A 17,453-nucleotide genomic window follows, 5' to 3' on the forward strand; every position below is an offset into this window, starting at 1 on the left:
CAAAACCGTCGGCGTCAGACCATCGGCGGCATCGTTTCCCGTTCGGGGTGCCGATGCTTGGCCAGGGCCTTGATGAACGCCGTTGCGCTTTTGGCCGGTGCGCCGCCGCCCATCAACAACCCTTCGTCGGCTTCGTCTGGCGCGATGCCCGCCGAGCCGATCAGTTGCCCGCCCCGGCCCAGCCCCATCAACGTCTTGCCATGCCGGAAGGCGTCGCGCAGGAATTCCAGCGCGCGGCCGTCCGTCTGCAAGCGCGCCACGGCGGCGTCGCCCCCGGGCACCACCGCGCCGTCAAACAGCGTCGACGGGTGGTTGTCCAGCGACGCGTCGGCATCCAGCATGCCGCCGCCTTCGGTCTGCACGGGGCCGATGCGCTGGCCTACCAAGCGCACCACGACGCCGGCCTGGATCAACGCGTCGGCCACGGCCGACACGGCGCCTTCATCCACGCCCTCGGCCACCAGAATCGCTACCTTGCGCGTGGCCACATTGCCGTCACCCGGCCTGGCGGTCAGCGACAGCGCGGGCGACACCTCGATCTCCGGCTTGGGCGGCTGCGCAATGGCACGGGGCAGCGGTTCGGGCAAGACCATGCCCAGCAGATCCGCCACGCCCTGAGCCAATTCGTCGGACACGTTGCGCAACGAGGCCACCATGCGCTGGCGAATGGCGGGCACCGTCACCTTGCTCAGTTCAAACGAGAACGCGTGCACGATGTGGCGCTTTTCCCATTCGGTCTGGCTGTTGTAGAACAGCGTGGCCTGGTTGTAGTGCTCGGCAAACTTTTCGGGATGGCCGCGCAATTCGTCGCCCGCGATGGGCTCGGGAAACGGCACATAGCCTTCCATGCCGGCCTGAAACGGGCATCCGCCCGCCAGCGAGTTCGGCTCGTACGCGACGCGACCACGATGAATCGCCTGGCGGTGCATGCCGTCGCGCTGGTTGTTGTGCACCGGCGCCACGGGCGCATTGATGGGGATTTCGTGGAAGTTCGGACCGCCCAGCCGCGAGATCTGCGTGTCCACGTAGGAATGGATGCGGCCGGCCAGCAGCGGATCGTTGGTGAAGTCCACGCCCGGCACCACGTGCGCCGTGCAGAACGCCACCTGCTCGGTCTCGGCAAAGAAGTTGTCCGGGTTACGGTCCAGCACCATGCGGCCGATCGGCACGATAGGGACCAATTCTTCCGGCACGATCTTGGTGGCGTCCAACACATCGAAGCTGAAGCTGTCGGCTTCTTCTTCCGTGAAGATCTGCACGCCCAGTTCCCACTCGGGGCCCTTGCCCGCGTCGATGGCTTCCCACAGGTCGCGGCGGTGAAAGTCCGGGTCGGCGCCGGACACTTTGACCGCCTCGTCCCACACCTGCGAATGCGTACCCAGGATCGGCGTCCAGTGAAATTTCACCAGGCGCGATTCGCCACGCGCGTTCACAAAGCGGAACGTGTGCACGCCAAAGCCCTGCATCATCCGGTAGCTGCGCGGGATGGCGCGGTCGGACATCAGCCACATCAGCATGTGGGTGGATTCCGGCATCAGCGACACAAAGTCCCAGAACGTATCGTGGGCCGACGCGGCCTGCGGCATGCCGTGATGCGGCTCGGGCTTGACCGCGTGCACCAGATCCGGGAACTTCATCGCGTCCTGGATGAAGAACACCGGCATGTTGTTGCCCACCAAGTCCCAGTTGCCTTCGTCGGTATAGAACTTGACGGCAAAGCCGCGCACGTCGCGCGCCGTGTCCTTGGAACCGCGTTCGCCGGCCACCGTGGAAAAGCGCACGAACACCGGCGTGCGCTTGCCCTTTTCGGCGAACAGCGACGCGGCGGTCAAGTCGGTCAACGGCCGATAGCATTCGAAGTAACCGTGCGCCGCCGAACCGCGCGCGTGCACGATGCGTTCGGGGATGCGCTCGTGGTCGAAGTGCGTGATCTTTTCGCGCAGGATGAAGTCTTTCAACAAGGCGGGCCCGCGCAGGCCGGCCTTCAGCGAATGCTGGTTGTCGGCAATCGGCACGCCCTGATTTGTCGTCAGCACCTGGCCGCTGCCGTCGGCGCGCACGCGGCCCAAGCGGCCATCCACCGCGTTCACGCCGGGCTCGGCGGCATCGCCCGTCTTGGCGTTGGCTTCCGATTCCGACAGGGAACTGGCGCCCACGGACGGGTCCGGCGGTGTCGTGTGCGCGCCGGTGTAGGGGCAGCGCGCGCCTTCCTCGCCGTACTCGGCGGCCTTATTGGCGTTGTGCGGCAGGGACGCAACCGTGGCGCCCACGGCCGCGGCCCGCTTGAGCGCCGGGTGCACCGGTTTGCCCGCGGGGCCGGCGGCCGGGCCGCTGTCGGTATTCATATAGGCGGTGTCGACGGCGCCGGCCGCGCCCTTGCTTACGGGTTTCTTGCTTGCCATCAAGGCTCTCCTAGTGTTTGAGCATTTCGCCGCGAGCCTGCTCGGCGCGCGAGGCGCCAATGGCGGATTTCACTTGTTTGACTTCTTCAGGCGGCGGCAGCACGGCGGGCAGGCCCAACGATTCCACCCACAGTTCGCGCGACCAGCCCTGCGTGTGATACAGGTGATGCTCTTCGTCCAGCGCCACCGCGTCGTAGGCCTGCTTCAAGATGGCGGCTTCCTTGCCGGAATGCTGGTCGGCCAGCAGCCCGATCAGCGACCAGTTGGAATGGTCCTTGGTTTCGGCCAGCACCACGCATTCGGTCGCCACCAGCTGCGCGGCGTCGGGGTCACCGGCGTTGATGGCCATCTTCATGGCCTTGACCAGCGATTCCCCCAGGTGGCGCACCACCTCGCGGCCCGGCGTCTGCTGCGCGGGGTCAAGTCCCAGTTGTTCAAACACGGTCAAAAGCACACGTTGGTGCGTCCGCGTTTCTTCCAGGTATTCCTTCCACTCTTTCTTCAGGTCTTCATTCACGGCACAGGACACGGCGGTTTCATACACCGTCAAGCCGCCGATCTCGGTTTCCAGGGCCTGGTAAAGCAATTCGTTGATTTGTTTGGCATTTGCCGCTTTGCGTTTCATCAGGGGCTCCTTGTGTCCATGGGGATTCATGCCGGCCCCGGCCCGCGAGCGCGCACCTGCCAGCATGAAACGGGCCTTCAGCAAGCGCCGTGCCCATCCGACGCCACAGCGCGCCACAACAGCGTCCCCGATTCGCTTAGAATTGGAACCATTCTCAATACAAGATCCTTGCCGGCCGGCTCGCGGCGGCAATCAACGACAAGAGGCTCCCTCTGAAATCCGGTTTTCGCCTGTCAATGGCCTGGCTGCACACCTGGGTCGGCCTATGGTTTTCATGGCTGCTGTACACGGTGTTCCTGACCGGTTCGCTAGCCCTTTTCGCCGAACCCATCACCCACTGGATGACGCCCGGGCACCACGCCGCCGAAGCCGCGTCGGCGGCCCAAGCCAGCGCGCCGGTGGACCGCGCGCGCCGGCTGGATCTGGCGGTGGACTACATGGCCAAGCATCACGCGGGCGCGGGCATGTGGGAGTTCTGGCCCGTTAACCGGGGCCATGACAACAGCTTGTCCGTCTACTGGTTCGACAAGAACGGCCTGTACGCCGAGGCCGAGCTGGACCCCGAGACGGGCGCCGAGCTTGCCGACCACCACGACGACGAAGGCCGCGCCACGCTGGGCGGCACGCACTTCGTGAACTTCCACTACATGCTGCATGAAAGCCGCTTCGGCGTGTGGGTGGTGGCCTTTGCGACGATGGCGATGCTGGTGGCGCTGGTGTCGGGCGTGGTCACGCACAAGCGCATCTTCAAGGACTTTTTCACCTTCCGCGCCAAGAAGGGCCAGCGCTCGTGGCTGGACGCACACAACGCGGTGGCGGTATTGACGCTGCCCTTTCAATTCATGATTGCCTACACCGGCATCGTGATATCCAGCGCGCAACTGATGCCCGCGCCGGTCGCCGCGCATTACGGCGCCGGCATGGATGCCATGCGCCTGTATCTGGCCGAAATGCAGGGCGAGGAAAAACCGGTGCGCACGGGTCAGGCCATGTCCATGCCGCCGCTGGAACCGATGGTGGCGCGCGTCGAGGCCATGATCGGCCAAAGCGCACGCGCCGTCGTCATCCAGAACCCTGAAGACACCTCGATGCGCATCGCCGTGTACGGCTGGAACGAAGCCGGCGACGCGCAGCGCAACATCAGCGCCACCACGGGCATGGTTGAATTCCAGGGCGCGACCGGGCAGGTGCTGCGCATGCGCCCGGCGGGCGGCGTCAACGGCGGCGCGCCCGCCATGGTGCGCCAGGTGATGAACGACCTGCACATGGCGCCGTTCGGCGGCTGGGCCATGAAGTGGCTGTACTTCGTGTGCGGGCTGGCCGGTGCCGCAATGATGGGCACGGGCGCCGTGCTGTTCATGGTGAAACGGCGCGCCAAGGCGGGCAATGAATTCGGCGCCGCCACGGCGCGCATGTACCGGTTGTTTGAAGGCATGAACGTGGCCGCGTTGGCCGGGCTTGCGGTGGCGTGCATCGGCTTCTTCTGGGCCAATCGGCTATTGCCCGTTGCACTGGAAAACCGCGCGCTGTGGGAACTGCGCTGCTTTTTCGGCTTGTGGGCGTTGATGTTGGCGCACGCGTGGCTGACTCGCCCGCGCGCCGCGTGGATCGCGCAGCTTGGCTTGCTGTCCGCCTTGTGCCTGTTGCTGCCGATGGTGTCGCTTGCCACGCTGGGCGACCACCCCGTGGCGCAGATCGGCCGTGGCGATTGGGAAAGCGCGGGCGTCGAGCTGACCGCCGTCGCCATTGGCGTACTATCCGCGTGGGCGGCGATCCGGTTGTGGAAGCAGCCGCACTCCGCGCCTGCCCAGCGCACCCCTCGCGCGAATCACAAGGCCGCGGCATGAACACGAACGACCTATTTGGCATTGCGATGGCATTGCTGTTGACCTATTCCGGCATGGCGTGCCTGAGCCTGGCCATGCCGCGCCACTATGACCAGGTGTGGGGACGCGACCCCTCGGCCGGCCACACCCGCGTGCTGCGCGGCGCCGGCGCGCTGTTGCTGGCGCTGGCGCTTCTGCCCTGCGTGGGTCTGTGGGGCAACACGGTCGGCGTGGTGGCGTGGCTGGGTTGGCTGTCCGCCGGCGCGTTGCTATGGGTAGGCATGCTGTCCTGGGCGCCCCGCCCCGCCGCCCGCACCGCCGCGCTGGCGATGGCCATTTCCCTGGCGGGCATCGGCATCGGCTTCTAAGGCCAGGCGCCCGCCGGGTGATATTGCGATTTGTCCGTTGTCGCTTAGACATTTGACCCGTATCAATCCCGCCTGACATCGCGCCGCCTTGCAGCGCAAAAAACCGCTTTCTCCACCATATGTGGTGATAGAGTTTTGACACCCTACTACATATGGTGTCAGCGATGCTTCTTCAGCCCCCTCTCCCCCGCGACGTTCCGCCCGTGGCTTTCGACCGCGCCAAGCTGGTGGACGTGGAAAGCGCCATGGAGGAATACCTGGAACGGCGCGACTGGCGCGTCAACGCCAACGCCAATCAGGGATACAGCCTGGGCGGCCTGATCTTGAACGTGGCCGGCAAGGTCACGGCCAACTACTGGCTGTCGCACGTCTTCACGCCCGAGGCCGGACAGGCGCATCGCGACGGCGACATCCACATCCACGACCTGGACATGCTTAGCGGCTATTGCGCCGGCTGGTCGTTGCGCCAGTTGCTGACCGAAGGCTTCAACGGCGTACCCGGCAAGGTGGAATCCACGCCGCCCAAGCATATGTCGGCGGCCATCGGCCAGATCGTCAACTTTCTGGGCACGCTGCAAAACGAATGGGCGGGCGCGCAGGCGTTCAGTTCGTTCGACACCTACATGGCGCCCTTCATCCGCCGCGACGCGATGACCTACGCCGACGTCAAGCAGGCCATGCAGGAACTGATTTTCAACCTGAACGTGCCCAGCCGCTGGGGCACACAAACGCCCTTCACCAACTTGACCTTCGACTGGACTTGCCCGGCCGACCTGCAACAGCAAGTGCCCTATGTGGGCGGCGAGGAAATGCCGTTTTCCTACGGCGACCTGCAACACGAAATGGACATGATCAACCGCGCCTACATCGAAGTGATGATGGCCGGCGACGCCAAGGGGCGCGTGTTCACCTTCCCGATTCCCACCTACAACATCACCCCGGATTTCGACTGGGACCATCCCAACACCGACCGCCTGTTCGAGATGACGGCGCGCTACGGCCTGCCCTACTTCCAGAACTTCCTGAACTCCGACCTGGAACCGCATATGGTCCGGTCTATGTGCTGCCGCCTGCAACTGGATCTGCGCGAATTACTCAAGCGCGGCAACGGCTTGTTTGGGTCCGCCGAGCAGACCGGTTCAGTCGGCGTGGTGACGGTCAATTGCGCGCGGCTGGGCTACACCAGCCAGGGCGATGAAGCCCGCTTGATGCAGCGCCTGGACACCCTGCTGGACCTGGGCCGCGACGTGCTGGAAACCAAGCGCGCCGTGGTGCAACGCTATATCGACGAAGGCCTGTATCCGTATACGCGCCGCTACCTGGGCACGCTGCGCAACCACTTCAGCACCTTGGGCGTGAACGGCATCAACGAGATGATCCGCAACTTCACGAACGACGCGGACGACGTCACCACACCGGCCGGCCACGCGCTGGCCGTGCGATTGCTGGACCGCGTGCGCGCCCGCATGACCGAATTCCAGGAACAGACGGGGCACCTGTACAACCTGGAGGCCACGCCCGCGGAAGGCACCACTTACCGATTCGCGCGCGAAGACCGCAAGCGCTTTGCCGGCATCTTGCAGGCAGGCACCGACGCGCAGCCGTACTACACCAACTCCAGCCAGCTGCCCGTGGGCCATACCGACGACCCGTTTCATGCGCTGCAATTGCAAGAAACGCTGCAAGGCAAATACACCGGCGGCACCGTGCTGCATCTGTACATGAACGAGGCCGTCTCGTCGGCGCAGGCATGCAAGCAGCTGGTGCGCCGCGCGCTGTCGAATTTCCGGCTGCCGTACATCACCGTCACGCCCACGTTTTCGATCTGCCCCAACCACGGTTATCTGGCCGGGCACCACGAGTTTTGCCCCAAGTGCGACGCCGAACTGCTGGCCAGACAGGCCGCGTGCTGCGCGGGGGCTTGACGCTTGGTGCCTGATGCGCGATGTGTGATGTGTGATGCGTGATGCGTGATGCGTGATGCGTGATGCGTGATGCGTGATCGCCAGCTTTGATTGTCAACCTTTCCCCGATGCAAGGAGTTTCCCGATGCAAACCTTGACCCTGCCCGCCCGCGCCGCTGTTGTCACCGCCGCCAAGGCCGACGATCGCCCCGCCCTGTCGCTGGACGACAGCCAGCGCGTGCGCTGCGAAGTCTGGACCCGCGTAATGGGGTATCACCGCCCCGTTGCTTCCTTCAACACCGGCAAACAAGGCGAATTCAATGAACGCCGCTTCTTCGTCGAGCAACGCGCCTGAGGGCGCAGCGGAGCACACCCAGCCCGGCACGCGCAGGCTGGCCGTCAGGCCGGCCTACTGCGCGCCGCCGCAACCGGTTGCCGAAGCCCTGCCCCGGCATGCGCCGGCCATCGGCGGCCTGGTGCCTTTTTCCAGCGTGGATTGGCCGGGGCAACTGGCGGCGGTGGTGTTCATTTCCGGTTGCCCGTGGCGCTGCCATTACTGCCACAACACCGAACTGCAAACCCGCACCGCTCGCTACGACTGGCGCGATGCGCGGTCGTTCCTGGAGAGCCGTGCGGGCCTGTTGGATGCGGTGGTGTTCTCGGGTGGCGAACCGCTATCGGAACCGCGCCTGCCATCATTGATCCGCGATGTGCGGCGCATGGGTTACCGCGTTGGGTTGCATACGGCCGGGATATATCCACTGCGTCTGGCCGACGTGTTGCGCCATCTGGATTGGGTGGGTCTGGACATCAAGGCCGATGCGCAAGGCTACGACGACATCACCGGCCGGCGCGATTCGCAACGCCCGGCGATGGCGTGCCTGACGCAGTTGCTGTCGGCCGGCAAAAGCTTTGAATGCCGCATCACCTGGCATCCCGATTGGCTGGACGAAACGCGGCTGCTGGCGCTGGCCGATGCGTTGGCCCGCCGTGGCGTGCGGCGCTTTGCCGTGCAGGCCGCGCGCAGTTCGCCGGGAACGCCGCCGGCGCGGGCGTTGACGACGCGGGCGCAGGCGCGCATGAGGCAGCTGTTCGAGGACTTTGCGTATCGCTGACGCCACCTCGCCGCAACCTCATCGCCACCTCATCGCAACCTCATCGCCACCTCATCGCCGCGCCAACGCCGCCTCCAACGTCGCGTGAAAGCGCGGTGATCCGATCGCGCCCACATTGCACCGCGACCAGGGCGACACGGCCGTCGGGTCCACGCTGAACACGCGGCCCGGCGCCATGATGACCTTCTCGGGCATCAGCTCGGCGGCCAGCGTCAGCGTATCGTCCACGCCGGGAAACGCCGCCCACAAATACATCGATCGCGACGGCCGCGCGAACACCTGCGCGCCCAGCGAATCCAGCACCTGCAAGGCGTTGCCCGTGGCCGCTTCCAGCCGCTGGCGCAAGCGCGCAAGATGGCGTTCGTAATGCCCGTCGCGCAGCATCACGTCCACCATGCGCTCGCAATATTCCGAACTGCTGACGTGCACCAAGGCCTTCAGGTCGGCCAGGTCGCTGGCCAAGGCCGCGTTGCAGCCGATGAAGCCCACCCGCAACGCCGCGGAAAACGACTTTGAAAAGCTGCCGATGTAGATCGTGCGTTCCAACTGGTCCAGCGCCGACAGCCGCACGGCCGACGTCGGCTTGAAGTCCGCCAGCGCGTCGTTCTCGACGATTATCAGGTTGTGGCGCTCGGCCAGTTGCAGCACCTTGTACGCCTTGGCCAAAGAAATATCGGAACCGGTCGGGTTGTGCGCCAGCGACTGCGTAAAAAACAGGCGCGGCTTCTCGCGCTGCAACAAGGCTTCCAGGGCGGCCACATCGGGGCCGTCCGCCAGGCGCGGCACGCCCAACATGCGCACGCCCGCCAGCTTCAGCTTGCCGAACAAGGGGTAATAGCCCGGGTTGTCGACCAGCACCGTACCGCCCGGCGGCACGAAGTAGCGGATCACCAGGTCCATGGCCTCGTTCGCGCCATGCGTCAGCACCAGCTGCGACGGCGCCACGTTCACCCCGACGTCGCCCAGCTTGCGCACCAGGCTTTCGCGCAGGGGCGCATAGCCAAAACGGCTGCCATAGCGGAACAAGGCGCCCAGCCCCGTGCGCACCACCTTCTGGTGATAGCGGTCCATGCGCATGTCGGCCAGCCATTCCACGGGCGGAAAGCCGTCGCCCGCCTGCACCGCATCGGGCTGCGTCTTGAGCTGTTCGCGCATCAGCCAGACGATGTCCATGGCACGGCTCAACTGGCCCGGTTCTTCATCCGCCGCCTTGCGCGTGTAGCCGCCGTCCAGCACGAAAAAACCGGAGCCCCGGCGCGGTTCCACCAGCCCCTGCGCCACCAGCATTTCAAACGCCACCACCACCGTGTTCTTGGCGTAGCGATGCAACTGCGATAGCTCGCGCAGCGACGGCAGCTTGTCGCCAGGCCGGTACACGCCATCGGCAATCTGCTGGCCTATCAGCTTGGCCAAACTTTCGGCAATGGGGGCCGCGCGCGGCCGTCTTCCAGTCATGGCTGAGTCTTCCATTGGTGCATTCTTGCGCCGGGCGCTACTCAAAATTGGTGCAGTGCGATGGTACTGTTTGGCAAAACTGTACCTCTCAATAGCGGTACAGTTTACCTAGAATCAGGCCACCTAATACCGATACGGAGACCTGCCATCGTGGCCGATTCACGCCTACCCAACTTCCGCGCACTGACCCCCGCCGACCGCCTTGGCGTCATTGCGAAAGCCGCTTCGTTGACGCCCGAAGAACAGCAACTGCTGGCCCGGCCAGGCGCGCTGGCGCTGGACCGCGCCGACGGCATGATCGAAAACGTCATCGGCACCTTCGAACTGCCGATGGGTGTGGCCGGCAACTTCCAGGTCAACGGCCGCGACGTGCTGGTGCCCATGGCGGTTGAAGAGCCGTCGGTGGTGGCCGCGGCGTCGTACATGGCCAAGCTGGCGCGCGAGTGCGGCGGCTTTGAAACGTCCAGCACCCGCCCGTTGATGCGCGCCCAGGTCCAGGTGCTGGGCCTGACCGACCCGCACGGCGCGCGCCTGGCGCTGCTGCGCGAACGCGAGCGCATCCTGACGCTGGCCAACAGCCGCGACAAGGTGCTGATCGAGCTGGGCGGCGGCTGCCAGGACATAGACGTGCATGTGTTCGCCGACACACCCCGTGGCCCGATGATCGTGCTGCACCTGATCGTGGACGTGCGCGACGCCATGGGGGCCAACACCGTCAACACCATGGCCGAAGCCGTTGCCCCGCTGGTGGAAGCAATCACCGGCGGTTCGGTGCGACTGCGCATCCTGTCCAACCTGGCCGACCTGCGGCTGGCGCGCGCCCGCGTGCGCCTGACGCCCCAGGTGCTGGACACCAAGGAACGCAGCGGCGCCGAGATCATCGAAGGGGTGCTGGACGCCTACACGTTCGCCGCCGTGGACCCGTACCGCGCCGCGACGCACAACAAGGGAATCATGAACGGCATCGACCCGGTCATCGTCGCCACCGGCAACGACTGGCGCGCGGTGGAAGCCGGCGCGCATGCCTACGCCGCGCGTTCGGGCCGCTATACGTCGTTGACGCAATGGGAAAAAGACACGTCCGGCGCCTTGGTCGGCACCATCGAAATGCCCATGCCCGTGGGCCTGGTGGGCGGCGCGACCAAGACGCATCCGCTGGCGCGCCTGGCGTTGAAGATCATGGACGTGCGCTCGGCGGATGAGCTGGGCCAGGTGGCGGTGGCCGTGGGCTTGGCGCAGAATCTGGGCGCGCTGCGGGCCTTGGCCACCGAAGGCATTCAGCGCGGCCACATGGCGCTGCACGCGCGCAACATCGCGCTGGTGGCAGGCGCGGTGGGCGCCGAGATCGACACCGTGGCCAAGCGCATGGCGGCGGAGAAAGACGTGCGCACCGACCGCGCGCTGGCCCTGCTGGAGGAATTGCGCAAGCAGTAAGCGGCAGGCAGGAAGCACAAAGCCCTGAGCAATAAGCGATGAGCAATAAGCAATAAGCAGCACACAGTCATAAGAACAGAGGCGTGCGCGGCCCCGACCGCGCCGCCCGCCCCCCCAACGGAGAGAGACATGGAACCAAAATCGCCCGCGCCATCCTGGCGCCTGGCAGAGGTATGGAGCGACACCGTCGACCTGCGCCAATTGGCGTGGGCCATCGGCATTGGCATCGCCATCAGCGTGACCGGATTTTTTGCCGCCAGCCGCTGGCTGCGCGGCATGGTGGCGTCGCCCGAACTGGCGCACGCCTACGCCATGCTGGCCGGCCTGGCCGGCTGCGTGATCGCGGGCGTGATCTGCGCGCGCCTGTTCCCGCCCAAGCGTGAAGTCATCGAACACACCTCGACGCACGACCCTGCCTGGCGCGCCGAAGTGCTGGCCGAACTGGCGGACCAGCCGGGCGGCCTGGGCTCGCTGGCCGACCTGCCCGAACCCGTCGTGCGCGAACTGAAAGAGCTGGGCCTGTACGACCTGTTCACCGAACCGCCGCCCCCGCCCACCACGCCCGCCACGGTCTCCACCGCCGCTTCTCCCACCGCCTCGCCGCAAGGCTCGTCCAAGGAGGCGCTGGCATGAGCGACCCGATCCTGCTTGAACAAATCATGGTGGCTGCCGCCATGGGCCTCTTGGGCGCAGTGGTGTTCGCGGCCATCGGCCTGGTGTCCGGCACCGACGAAACCACCACGCTTGCCCCGCTGACCTTGCTGGTGGTGCTGCTGGGCGTGCCGCCCGCCGGCGTGTTCACCTTCTTTCTGGCCGGCGCCGTGGCCAAGCACATGACGCATGCCGTGCCCACCGCGCTGCTGGGCATCCCCGGCGACACGCTGGCAACACCTTTGCTGCAAGACGCGAACATGTTGCGCAAGCTGGGCGTGCCGCACATCGCGCTGCGCAAGATGGTGTCCGGCGCCATCGTGGCCGCCTTTGTGGCCGTGCCGCTGGCCGTGTTGTTCGCCGTGTTGCTGGCGCCGTTTGGCGCGGCCATCACCAAGTCGGCGCCGTGGATCTTCCTGGCCGCCGCCGTGCTGATCGCGTATTTCTCGGCAGGCCGCTGGGCGGCGGTCGCGCTGCTGGTGCCGTTCGTGGTGGTGATCATTGCCTTGCAAAGCCTGACGGCAAAGTACGGCGTCAAGCTCAGCATCAGCTACTTCCTGGGCATCGCCATCGGCCCGCTGATTGCCGACCTGTTCACCGTGATTTCGCCGATGGGCCGCGCGAAGATGATGCGCGAGAAGGTGCGCACGTTTTCGCTCGCGCCCGACGTCAAGGGCTGGTCGGGCTATTTCCCCAACCCGCTCAAGGTCATGGACCGCACGCAGACCCGCTGGACGCTGGCCACTGCCGCCATCTCCAGCGCCACGTTCGTGTTCAGCCCCGTGGCCATGACGGTGGTGCTGGGCGAGCTGGTGGGCTCGCGTATCAAGCACGCGTACCACCGGCTGACCACCGTGCTGTCAGCCCGCAATGGCGTCACCGAAGCCACCTACATCGCCGAAGCGCTGATTCCGCTGATCGCCTTCGGCCTGCCGCTCAGCCCCGTGGCGGCTGGGCCGGCCGCGCCGCTGTTCAACGCCCCGCCCCGCTTCACGGTGGACGCGGCCACCGGCCAGACGCACAATCTGCACAACCTGCTGAATCACTGGGAATTCCTGGGCTACGGCATGCTGGCCGTGCTGCTGGCGGCCGTGGTGTCATACCCGTTTGCCATGAACTTCGCGCGCCGCGCCGCGCTGTTCGTGTCGCGCCGCGTCAGCCACGAAGCCATCATCGCCACGTTCGTGGGCCTGATCATCGTGATCAGCATCTGGGAAGGCCAGTTCCTGGGCCTGCTGGTGATCCTGACGATGGGCCTGTTCGGCGGCTTGCTGTCGCGCCTGTTCGGCTTCAACACCGGCGTGCAGTTCATGGGTTACTACACGGCGGTGCTGTCGGTGCCGGCCATCGTGAAGTTGATGGCGTGATCTGCGGGGTCGGGGGATCGCGGGATCGGGGGATCGGCTAAGCGGCTGATCCCCCGAATCCCGAAATCGCTTCCCAGTCCGTCCCGCGTCGCAGCCTGTCTCGCGTCGCGGCCCGTACCCTTACGCCGGCAACGGCGCTTCAAGAATCGCCCCGGTCGCGGATTCCGTCATGACGACGGCGCCGCCATCGGGGCGTATTGCGACATTGGTCACCGTGCTGCCGGCAATCGGACTTTTCAAGAAGTGGGTGACTTCGCCCCCCGCGTTCAGCACGAAGACGCCGCCCAGGCTGGCATGCGCCACCAGCAAGCCACCCGCCGGCGTGCTGGCAAGCCCGTCCGGCCCGCTGGTGCCGAAGAAGGTGCGAAACGCCCCCATCTTCGATAACGAGCCGTCGCGCATCAACGGGCCGCGCCACACCTGGTTGGCACGGGTCACGGCCACGAACAGCACCTGTTCATTCGCGTCCAGCGCAATCCCGTTCGGGCTCGGCGCATTGGCCAGCAGCAGGTCCAGGCGACCGCTGGCCGGATCATAGCGATACACGCGGCCATGCGGATCGTGCAACCCCGTCTGCCCCTGGTCGGTAAAGTACAGCCGGCCGGCGCGGTCAAACACCAGATCGTTCACGCCCTTGAAGGATTCGCTGTTGCGCTCGCCCAGCACGGTGTCGACCTGACCCGTGGCCGGATCGCATCGCAAAATGCCAAGCCGGTAATCGGCCACCCACAGGCTGCCGTCGCGATGGCGCGCCAGGCCGTTGGGCCAGCCGCCGGTTTCGGCCACCACGCACCAATCGTTGTCGCCATCCACGCGCAGGATGCGGCCATGTGGAATATCCGTTACGTACAACGCGCCGTCGGCGCCGAACACCGGCCCCTCAAGAAAGCAATCCACAATATGCCCCGCCTTGTTGGCGTCGGCCCACCCGCTGCGCCGAGGCAGCCGTAACGCGGCGGGCATGGCGGCGATAACGCGCGCTTCGATCACCACCGGCGGCGCGAAGTTCAGATTCCACATGCTGTCTTCCCCCTAGTCCGCATTATTCGGGCTTGATGCCCACGCGTTTGCCCACGTCGGCCCACAAGCGCACCTGGTCCTGCACATAGGCGCCAAATTGCGCCACGGGCAGGGACCGATGCCGGGCGCCTTGCCGCGCCATGTTTTCCTGCATGGCCGGCTCGCTCATCACCTGAGTCACCAGCTGGTTCATCTTGTTGACGATGGCCGGCGGCGTGCCTTTAGGCGCGGCCAAGCCAAACCAGTTCAGCACTTGATACGACGGCAGCCCCGCCTGCGCGAAGGTCGGCACGTCCGGCAACGCCGCCAGCCGCGTGGCGCCCGTAACGGCCAACGCGCGCACCCGGCCGCCCTGCACGGGCGGGATGGCCGTGGGCGCGGCCGTGATCAACAGGTCGATCTGCCCGGCCATCAGGTCGGACAACGCCGCGCCCGCGCCGCGATACGGAATGTGGGTCAGCGACACCTGCGCTTCGCTCTTGAACATCTCGGCGGCCAGGTGGGTAGAGCTGGCCTGCCCGCCCGACCCGTAGTTCAGCGTGCCGGGCGCTTTGCGGGCCTGCGCGATCAACGCGTCCATCGTTTTGTACGGGGACTTCTCGGGAACCAGCAGCACCAAGGGCGTTTCGATGATTTCACTAACGTGGACAAGGTCGTTCTGATAATCCCAAGGCAGCTTGGAAAACAGCAGCGGCAGCATCGTGTACGTGGTGTCGGTGACCAGGAACGTGCTGCCGTCGGGCGCGGACCGCGCCACTTCCTGCGTAGCAATGGTTCCCGACGCCCCGGTCTTGTTGTCCACGATGAAGGTCTTGCCGGTGGCCTCGGACAGCTTCTGCGCCACCTGCCGCGCGGCGTAGTCCGTCGTGCCGCCCGGGGAATAAGGAACGACAAGGCGCACGGGCTTGTCGGGCCAGTTGGCGGCGTCGTCGGCCGCGTGGGCCGGCACCCAGGCCAGCGCCGCCGCAACGGCGAGCAGCGCGCGGCGCACGGCGGCGCTGCGCGTGAAAAGCGTAGTCATGATGTTGTCTCCTGTTGGCTTCTGTGGCCCCGCGTCCGCATCACGCCGCGGTCTGGATGTTGGCTTCGCGGATCAAGCGCGCCCACTTCTGTTGTTCGTCCAGAATGTATTGCTGCGCGGACTGGGGTGACCCGCCCATCGGCTTGCTGCCTTCCGCCGTGAACATGGCGATGGTGGCAGGGTCGGCCAGCACCTTTTCCACGACGCCATTGACCTGGGCAATGATCTCGGGCGACGTGCCGGCCGGGGCCACCAGCGCCTTCCAGTCCACGGCCTCGAAACCGTCGAAGCCGGATTCCGCCACGGTCGGCACGTCGGGCAGGATGGACAGGCGTTCGCGCGACGTAACCGCCAAGGGGCGCAGCACCTTGCCTTTCAGCATTTCCTGCGCGGCTTGCGGCGTGGCGAACATGTAGTCGGTGTTCTCGCCCAGCAGGTCGTTCAGCGCCGGCGCCGCGCCTCGGTACGGCACGTTCAGCACCTGGAATTTGGCCTGATACGCCAACAGCTCGCCCGCCAGGTGGCCCACGGTGCCCGAACCGGCCAGCGCCTGCTTGATGTTGCCGGGTTGCGCGCGCGCTTCCTTGACCAGATCGGCCAGCGTGTTCCAGCGCGCGTTGGCCTTCACGACCAGCACCACCGGCAAGGACGCCACCATGGCGACCGCCGCGAAATCCTTGGCGGCATCGAAGGGCATCTTGGCCATCAGCGCCGGGTTGATCGCCAGGTTGGCGGTTTGGCCCAGGCCCAGCATGAAGCCGTCCGGGCGCGTCTTGGCCACGTAGTCCATGCCGATATTGCCGCCCGCGCCCGGCCGGTTTTCCACCACCACGGACCAGCCGGCGGCCCCCGTGATCTTGGCCGCGATGGCGCGCGCCACGGAATCGGTGCCGCCACCCGGCGTGTACGGAACAATCAGCCGGATGGGCCGGCCGTCGGGATAGGCGGACGCGGCATGCAGCCGCAGCGGCAACGCGGCCGCGCAAAGCGTTGCGCCCAAAAACGAGCGTCGGGTCAGCGTGATCATGATGGTTGGTCTCCTTCTGTTATGCGCCTTGCCTTCAAGGCCGCGATCTCGTCGTCGCGATAGCCCACCGCCCGCAACAGCGCGTCGGTGTGTTCGCCCACAGCCGGCGGCTGCAAGCGGATGGGGGGTTGCCGCCCGCCCAGCGTCAAAGGGGCCAGCGGCACGAAGCTCTCGCGCCCGTCGGGCAGCGTGATGGGCGCCAGCCCGCCGGTGGCGTTCAGGTGCGGGTCGTCAAACAGTTGCTCGGGCCGCGTAATGGGCGCAAAGGGCAAGCCTTCTGCTTCAAAGCGCGCGGCCAGCGCCGCCGCGCTATGGCCGGCCAGATGCGAACGCAGCAGCGGCATGAGCCATTCGCGGGCGCGTACCCGGTCGTTATTGCTGACCAGGCGCGGGTCCGACAACCATTCCTCCAGGCCAAAGGCGCGGCAGAAAATGTCCCACTGTTTGTCGCTGACCACGGCCAGGAAAATCTGCTCGCCGTCCTTGACGGTGAACACGTCGTACACCGCCCACGCTGAAATGCGGGTGGGCATCGGCGCGGGCGCGCGGCCCGTCATGGCGTACTGCATCATGTGCTGGCCGACCAGGAACACGTTGTTCTCGAACAGCGAGGCCTGCACTTCGGTGCCCACGCCCGTGTGCTCGCGCTGGGCCAGCGCGGCCATGGCGCCCATTGCGCCGAACATGCCGCCCATGATGTCGTTCACGCTGGAACCCGCGCGCAGCGGGTCGCCGGCGCGGCCGGTCATGTAGGCCAGCCCGCCCATCATCTGCACCACTTCGTCCAACGCCGTGCGGTTGTCGTAAGGGCCCGGCAAAAAGCCCTTGTGGCTGACGTAGATCAGCCGGGGGTTGCGCGCTTTCAGCGTGGCGTAGTCCAGGCCCAGCTTTTGCATCACGCCCGCCTTGAAGTTCTCGCTGACGATGTCGGCGGTGTCGATCAGGCGTAACGCGGCTTCTACGCCTTCGGGCTGTTTCAGATCCAGCGCGATGCTTTTCTTGTTGCGGTTGAACATGGGAAAGAAGCCCGCGCCCGATCCCAGCAGGCGGCGCGTAGTGTCGCCGCCTATCGGTTCGACCTTGATGACTTCCGCGCCCAGGTCCGCCAGCAGCATGCCGCAGGTCGGCCCCATCACCATGTGGGTGAATTCGACGACGCGGATGCCTTCGTACGGAAGGCGGGACGTTGCACGGCTAGTCATGGGTGATGCACCTTGATTGCGAAAAGGGATGAACGG

14 protein-coding genes and 1 pseudogene are annotated in these 17,453 nt (G+C 66.0%); 8 read left to right on the top strand and 7 right to left on the bottom strand.

Annotated features, from left to right (window positions below):
• Positions 1–14: 14 nt before the first annotated feature.
• Together AC0Z35_RS22760 and AC0Z35_RS22765 are read right to left on the bottom strand one after the other, a co-directional pair.
• A complete protein-coding gene (locus tag AC0Z35_RS22760; protein WP_319301632.1) occupies positions 15–2,402 on the bottom strand; it encodes a catalase in 2,388 nt (795 codons plus the stop codon).
• Positions 2,403–2,412: 10 nt separating this feature from the next.
• The gene (locus AC0Z35_RS22765) at positions 2,413–3,027 is read right to left on the bottom strand and encodes a hypothetical protein (protein ID WP_046807359.1); all 615 of its coding nucleotides are present in this window, start codon (positions 3,025–3,027) and stop codon (positions 2,413–2,415) included.
• Positions 3,028–3,263: 236 nt separating this feature from the next.
• Between AC0Z35_RS22765 and AC0Z35_RS22770 the strand changes: the two genes are divergently transcribed.
• The 5 genes and pseudogenes from AC0Z35_RS22770 to AC0Z35_RS22790 all read left to right on the top strand — a co-directional run bounded on the left by AC0Z35_RS22770 (position 3,264) and on the right by AC0Z35_RS22790 (position 8,240).
• Positions 3,264–4,874 (top strand): PepSY-associated TM helix domain-containing protein, encoded by a 1,611-nt coding sequence (locus AC0Z35_RS22770; protein WP_485132954.1) that lies wholly within the window; start codon positions 3,264–3,266, stop codon positions 4,872–4,874.
• Positions 4,871–5,221, top strand: coding sequence for a DUF3325 domain-containing protein (locus tag AC0Z35_RS22775; RefSeq protein WP_046807357.1), 351 nt, complete (start codon positions 4,871–4,873; stop codon positions 5,219–5,221). The genes AC0Z35_RS22770 and AC0Z35_RS22775 overlap by 4 nt, the downstream gene beginning before the upstream one ends.
• A 215-nt stretch (positions 5,222–5,436) precedes the next feature.
• Positions 5,437–7,146, top strand: a pseudogene (locus AC0Z35_RS22780) (ribonucleoside triphosphate reductase); the annotation flags it as partial.
• A gap of 124 nt (positions 7,147–7,270) precedes the next feature.
• A complete protein-coding gene (gene nrdD, locus AC0Z35_RS22785) occupies positions 7,271–7,480 on the top strand; it encodes an anaerobic ribonucleoside-triphosphate reductase (RefSeq protein WP_104145227.1) in 210 nt (69 codons plus the stop codon).
• The gene (locus tag AC0Z35_RS22790) at positions 7,446–8,240 is read left to right on the top strand and encodes an anaerobic ribonucleoside-triphosphate reductase activating protein (RefSeq protein ID WP_485132953.1); all 795 of its coding nucleotides are present in this window, start codon (positions 7,446–7,448) and stop codon (positions 8,238–8,240) included. Before nrdD ends, AC0Z35_RS22790 begins: the two co-directional genes overlap by 35 nt.
• Positions 8,241–8,291: 51 nt before the next feature.
• Here the strand turns inward: AC0Z35_RS22790 and AC0Z35_RS22795 are convergent, their stop codons facing one another.
• Positions 8,292–9,695, bottom strand: a complete 1,404-nt coding sequence (locus AC0Z35_RS22795) for an aminotransferase-like domain-containing protein (protein WP_413815367.1) — start codon at positions 9,693–9,695, stop codon at positions 8,292–8,294.
• A gap of 147 nt (positions 9,696–9,842) precedes the next feature.
• On the opposite strand from AC0Z35_RS22795, the gene AC0Z35_RS22800 reads away from it, so the two are divergent.
• The 3 genes from AC0Z35_RS22800 (at position 9,843) to AC0Z35_RS22810 (ending at position 13,147) form a co-directional block, all read left to right on the top strand.
• The gene (locus tag AC0Z35_RS22800) at positions 9,843–11,129 is read left to right on the top strand and encodes a hydroxymethylglutaryl-CoA reductase, degradative (protein WP_104145325.1); all 1,287 of its coding nucleotides are present in this window, start codon (positions 9,843–9,845) and stop codon (positions 11,127–11,129) included.
• Between the two features lie 129 nt (positions 11,130–11,258).
• The gene (locus AC0Z35_RS22805) at positions 11,259–11,762 is read left to right on the top strand and encodes a hypothetical protein (RefSeq protein WP_485132952.1); all 504 of its coding nucleotides are present in this window, start codon (positions 11,259–11,261) and stop codon (positions 11,760–11,762) included.
• On the top strand, positions 11,759–13,147 hold the full coding sequence (locus tag AC0Z35_RS22810; protein ID WP_046807353.1) for a tripartite tricarboxylate transporter permease: 1,389 nt from the start codon (positions 11,759–11,761) through the stop codon (positions 13,145–13,147). Before AC0Z35_RS22805 ends, AC0Z35_RS22810 begins: the two co-directional genes overlap by 4 nt.
• 120 nt (positions 13,148–13,267) lie before the next feature.
• Here AC0Z35_RS22810 and AC0Z35_RS22815 read toward each other — a convergent pair whose 3' ends face one another.
• From AC0Z35_RS22815 to AC0Z35_RS22830, 4 genes are read right to left on the bottom strand one after another with little or no spacing between them, the layout of a single operon-like run.
• Positions 13,268–14,167, bottom strand: a complete 900-nt coding sequence (locus AC0Z35_RS22815) for an SMP-30/gluconolactonase/LRE family protein (RefSeq protein ID WP_485132951.1) — start codon at positions 14,165–14,167, stop codon at positions 13,268–13,270.
• 22 nt (positions 14,168–14,189) lie between these two features.
• Positions 14,190–15,188, bottom strand: a complete 999-nt coding sequence (locus AC0Z35_RS22820) for a Bug family tripartite tricarboxylate transporter substrate binding protein (protein WP_219990288.1) — start codon at positions 15,186–15,188, stop codon at positions 14,190–14,192.
• Positions 15,189–15,228: 40 nt separating this feature from the next.
• On the bottom strand, positions 15,229–16,215 hold the full coding sequence (locus AC0Z35_RS22825; RefSeq protein WP_485132950.1) for a Bug family tripartite tricarboxylate transporter substrate binding protein: 987 nt from the start codon (positions 16,213–16,215) through the stop codon (positions 15,229–15,231).
• Positions 16,212–17,417: a CaiB/BaiF CoA transferase family protein gene (locus AC0Z35_RS22830; RefSeq protein ID WP_485132949.1), complete on the bottom strand. Its 1,206-nt coding sequence runs from the start codon at positions 17,415–17,417 to the stop codon at positions 16,212–16,214. The genes AC0Z35_RS22825 and AC0Z35_RS22830 overlap by 4 nt, the downstream gene beginning before the upstream one ends.
• Positions 17,418–17,453 lie beyond the last annotated feature (36 nt).

Source organism: Achromobacter sp. 1L-A-4-B-C2, assembly GCF_057291955.1.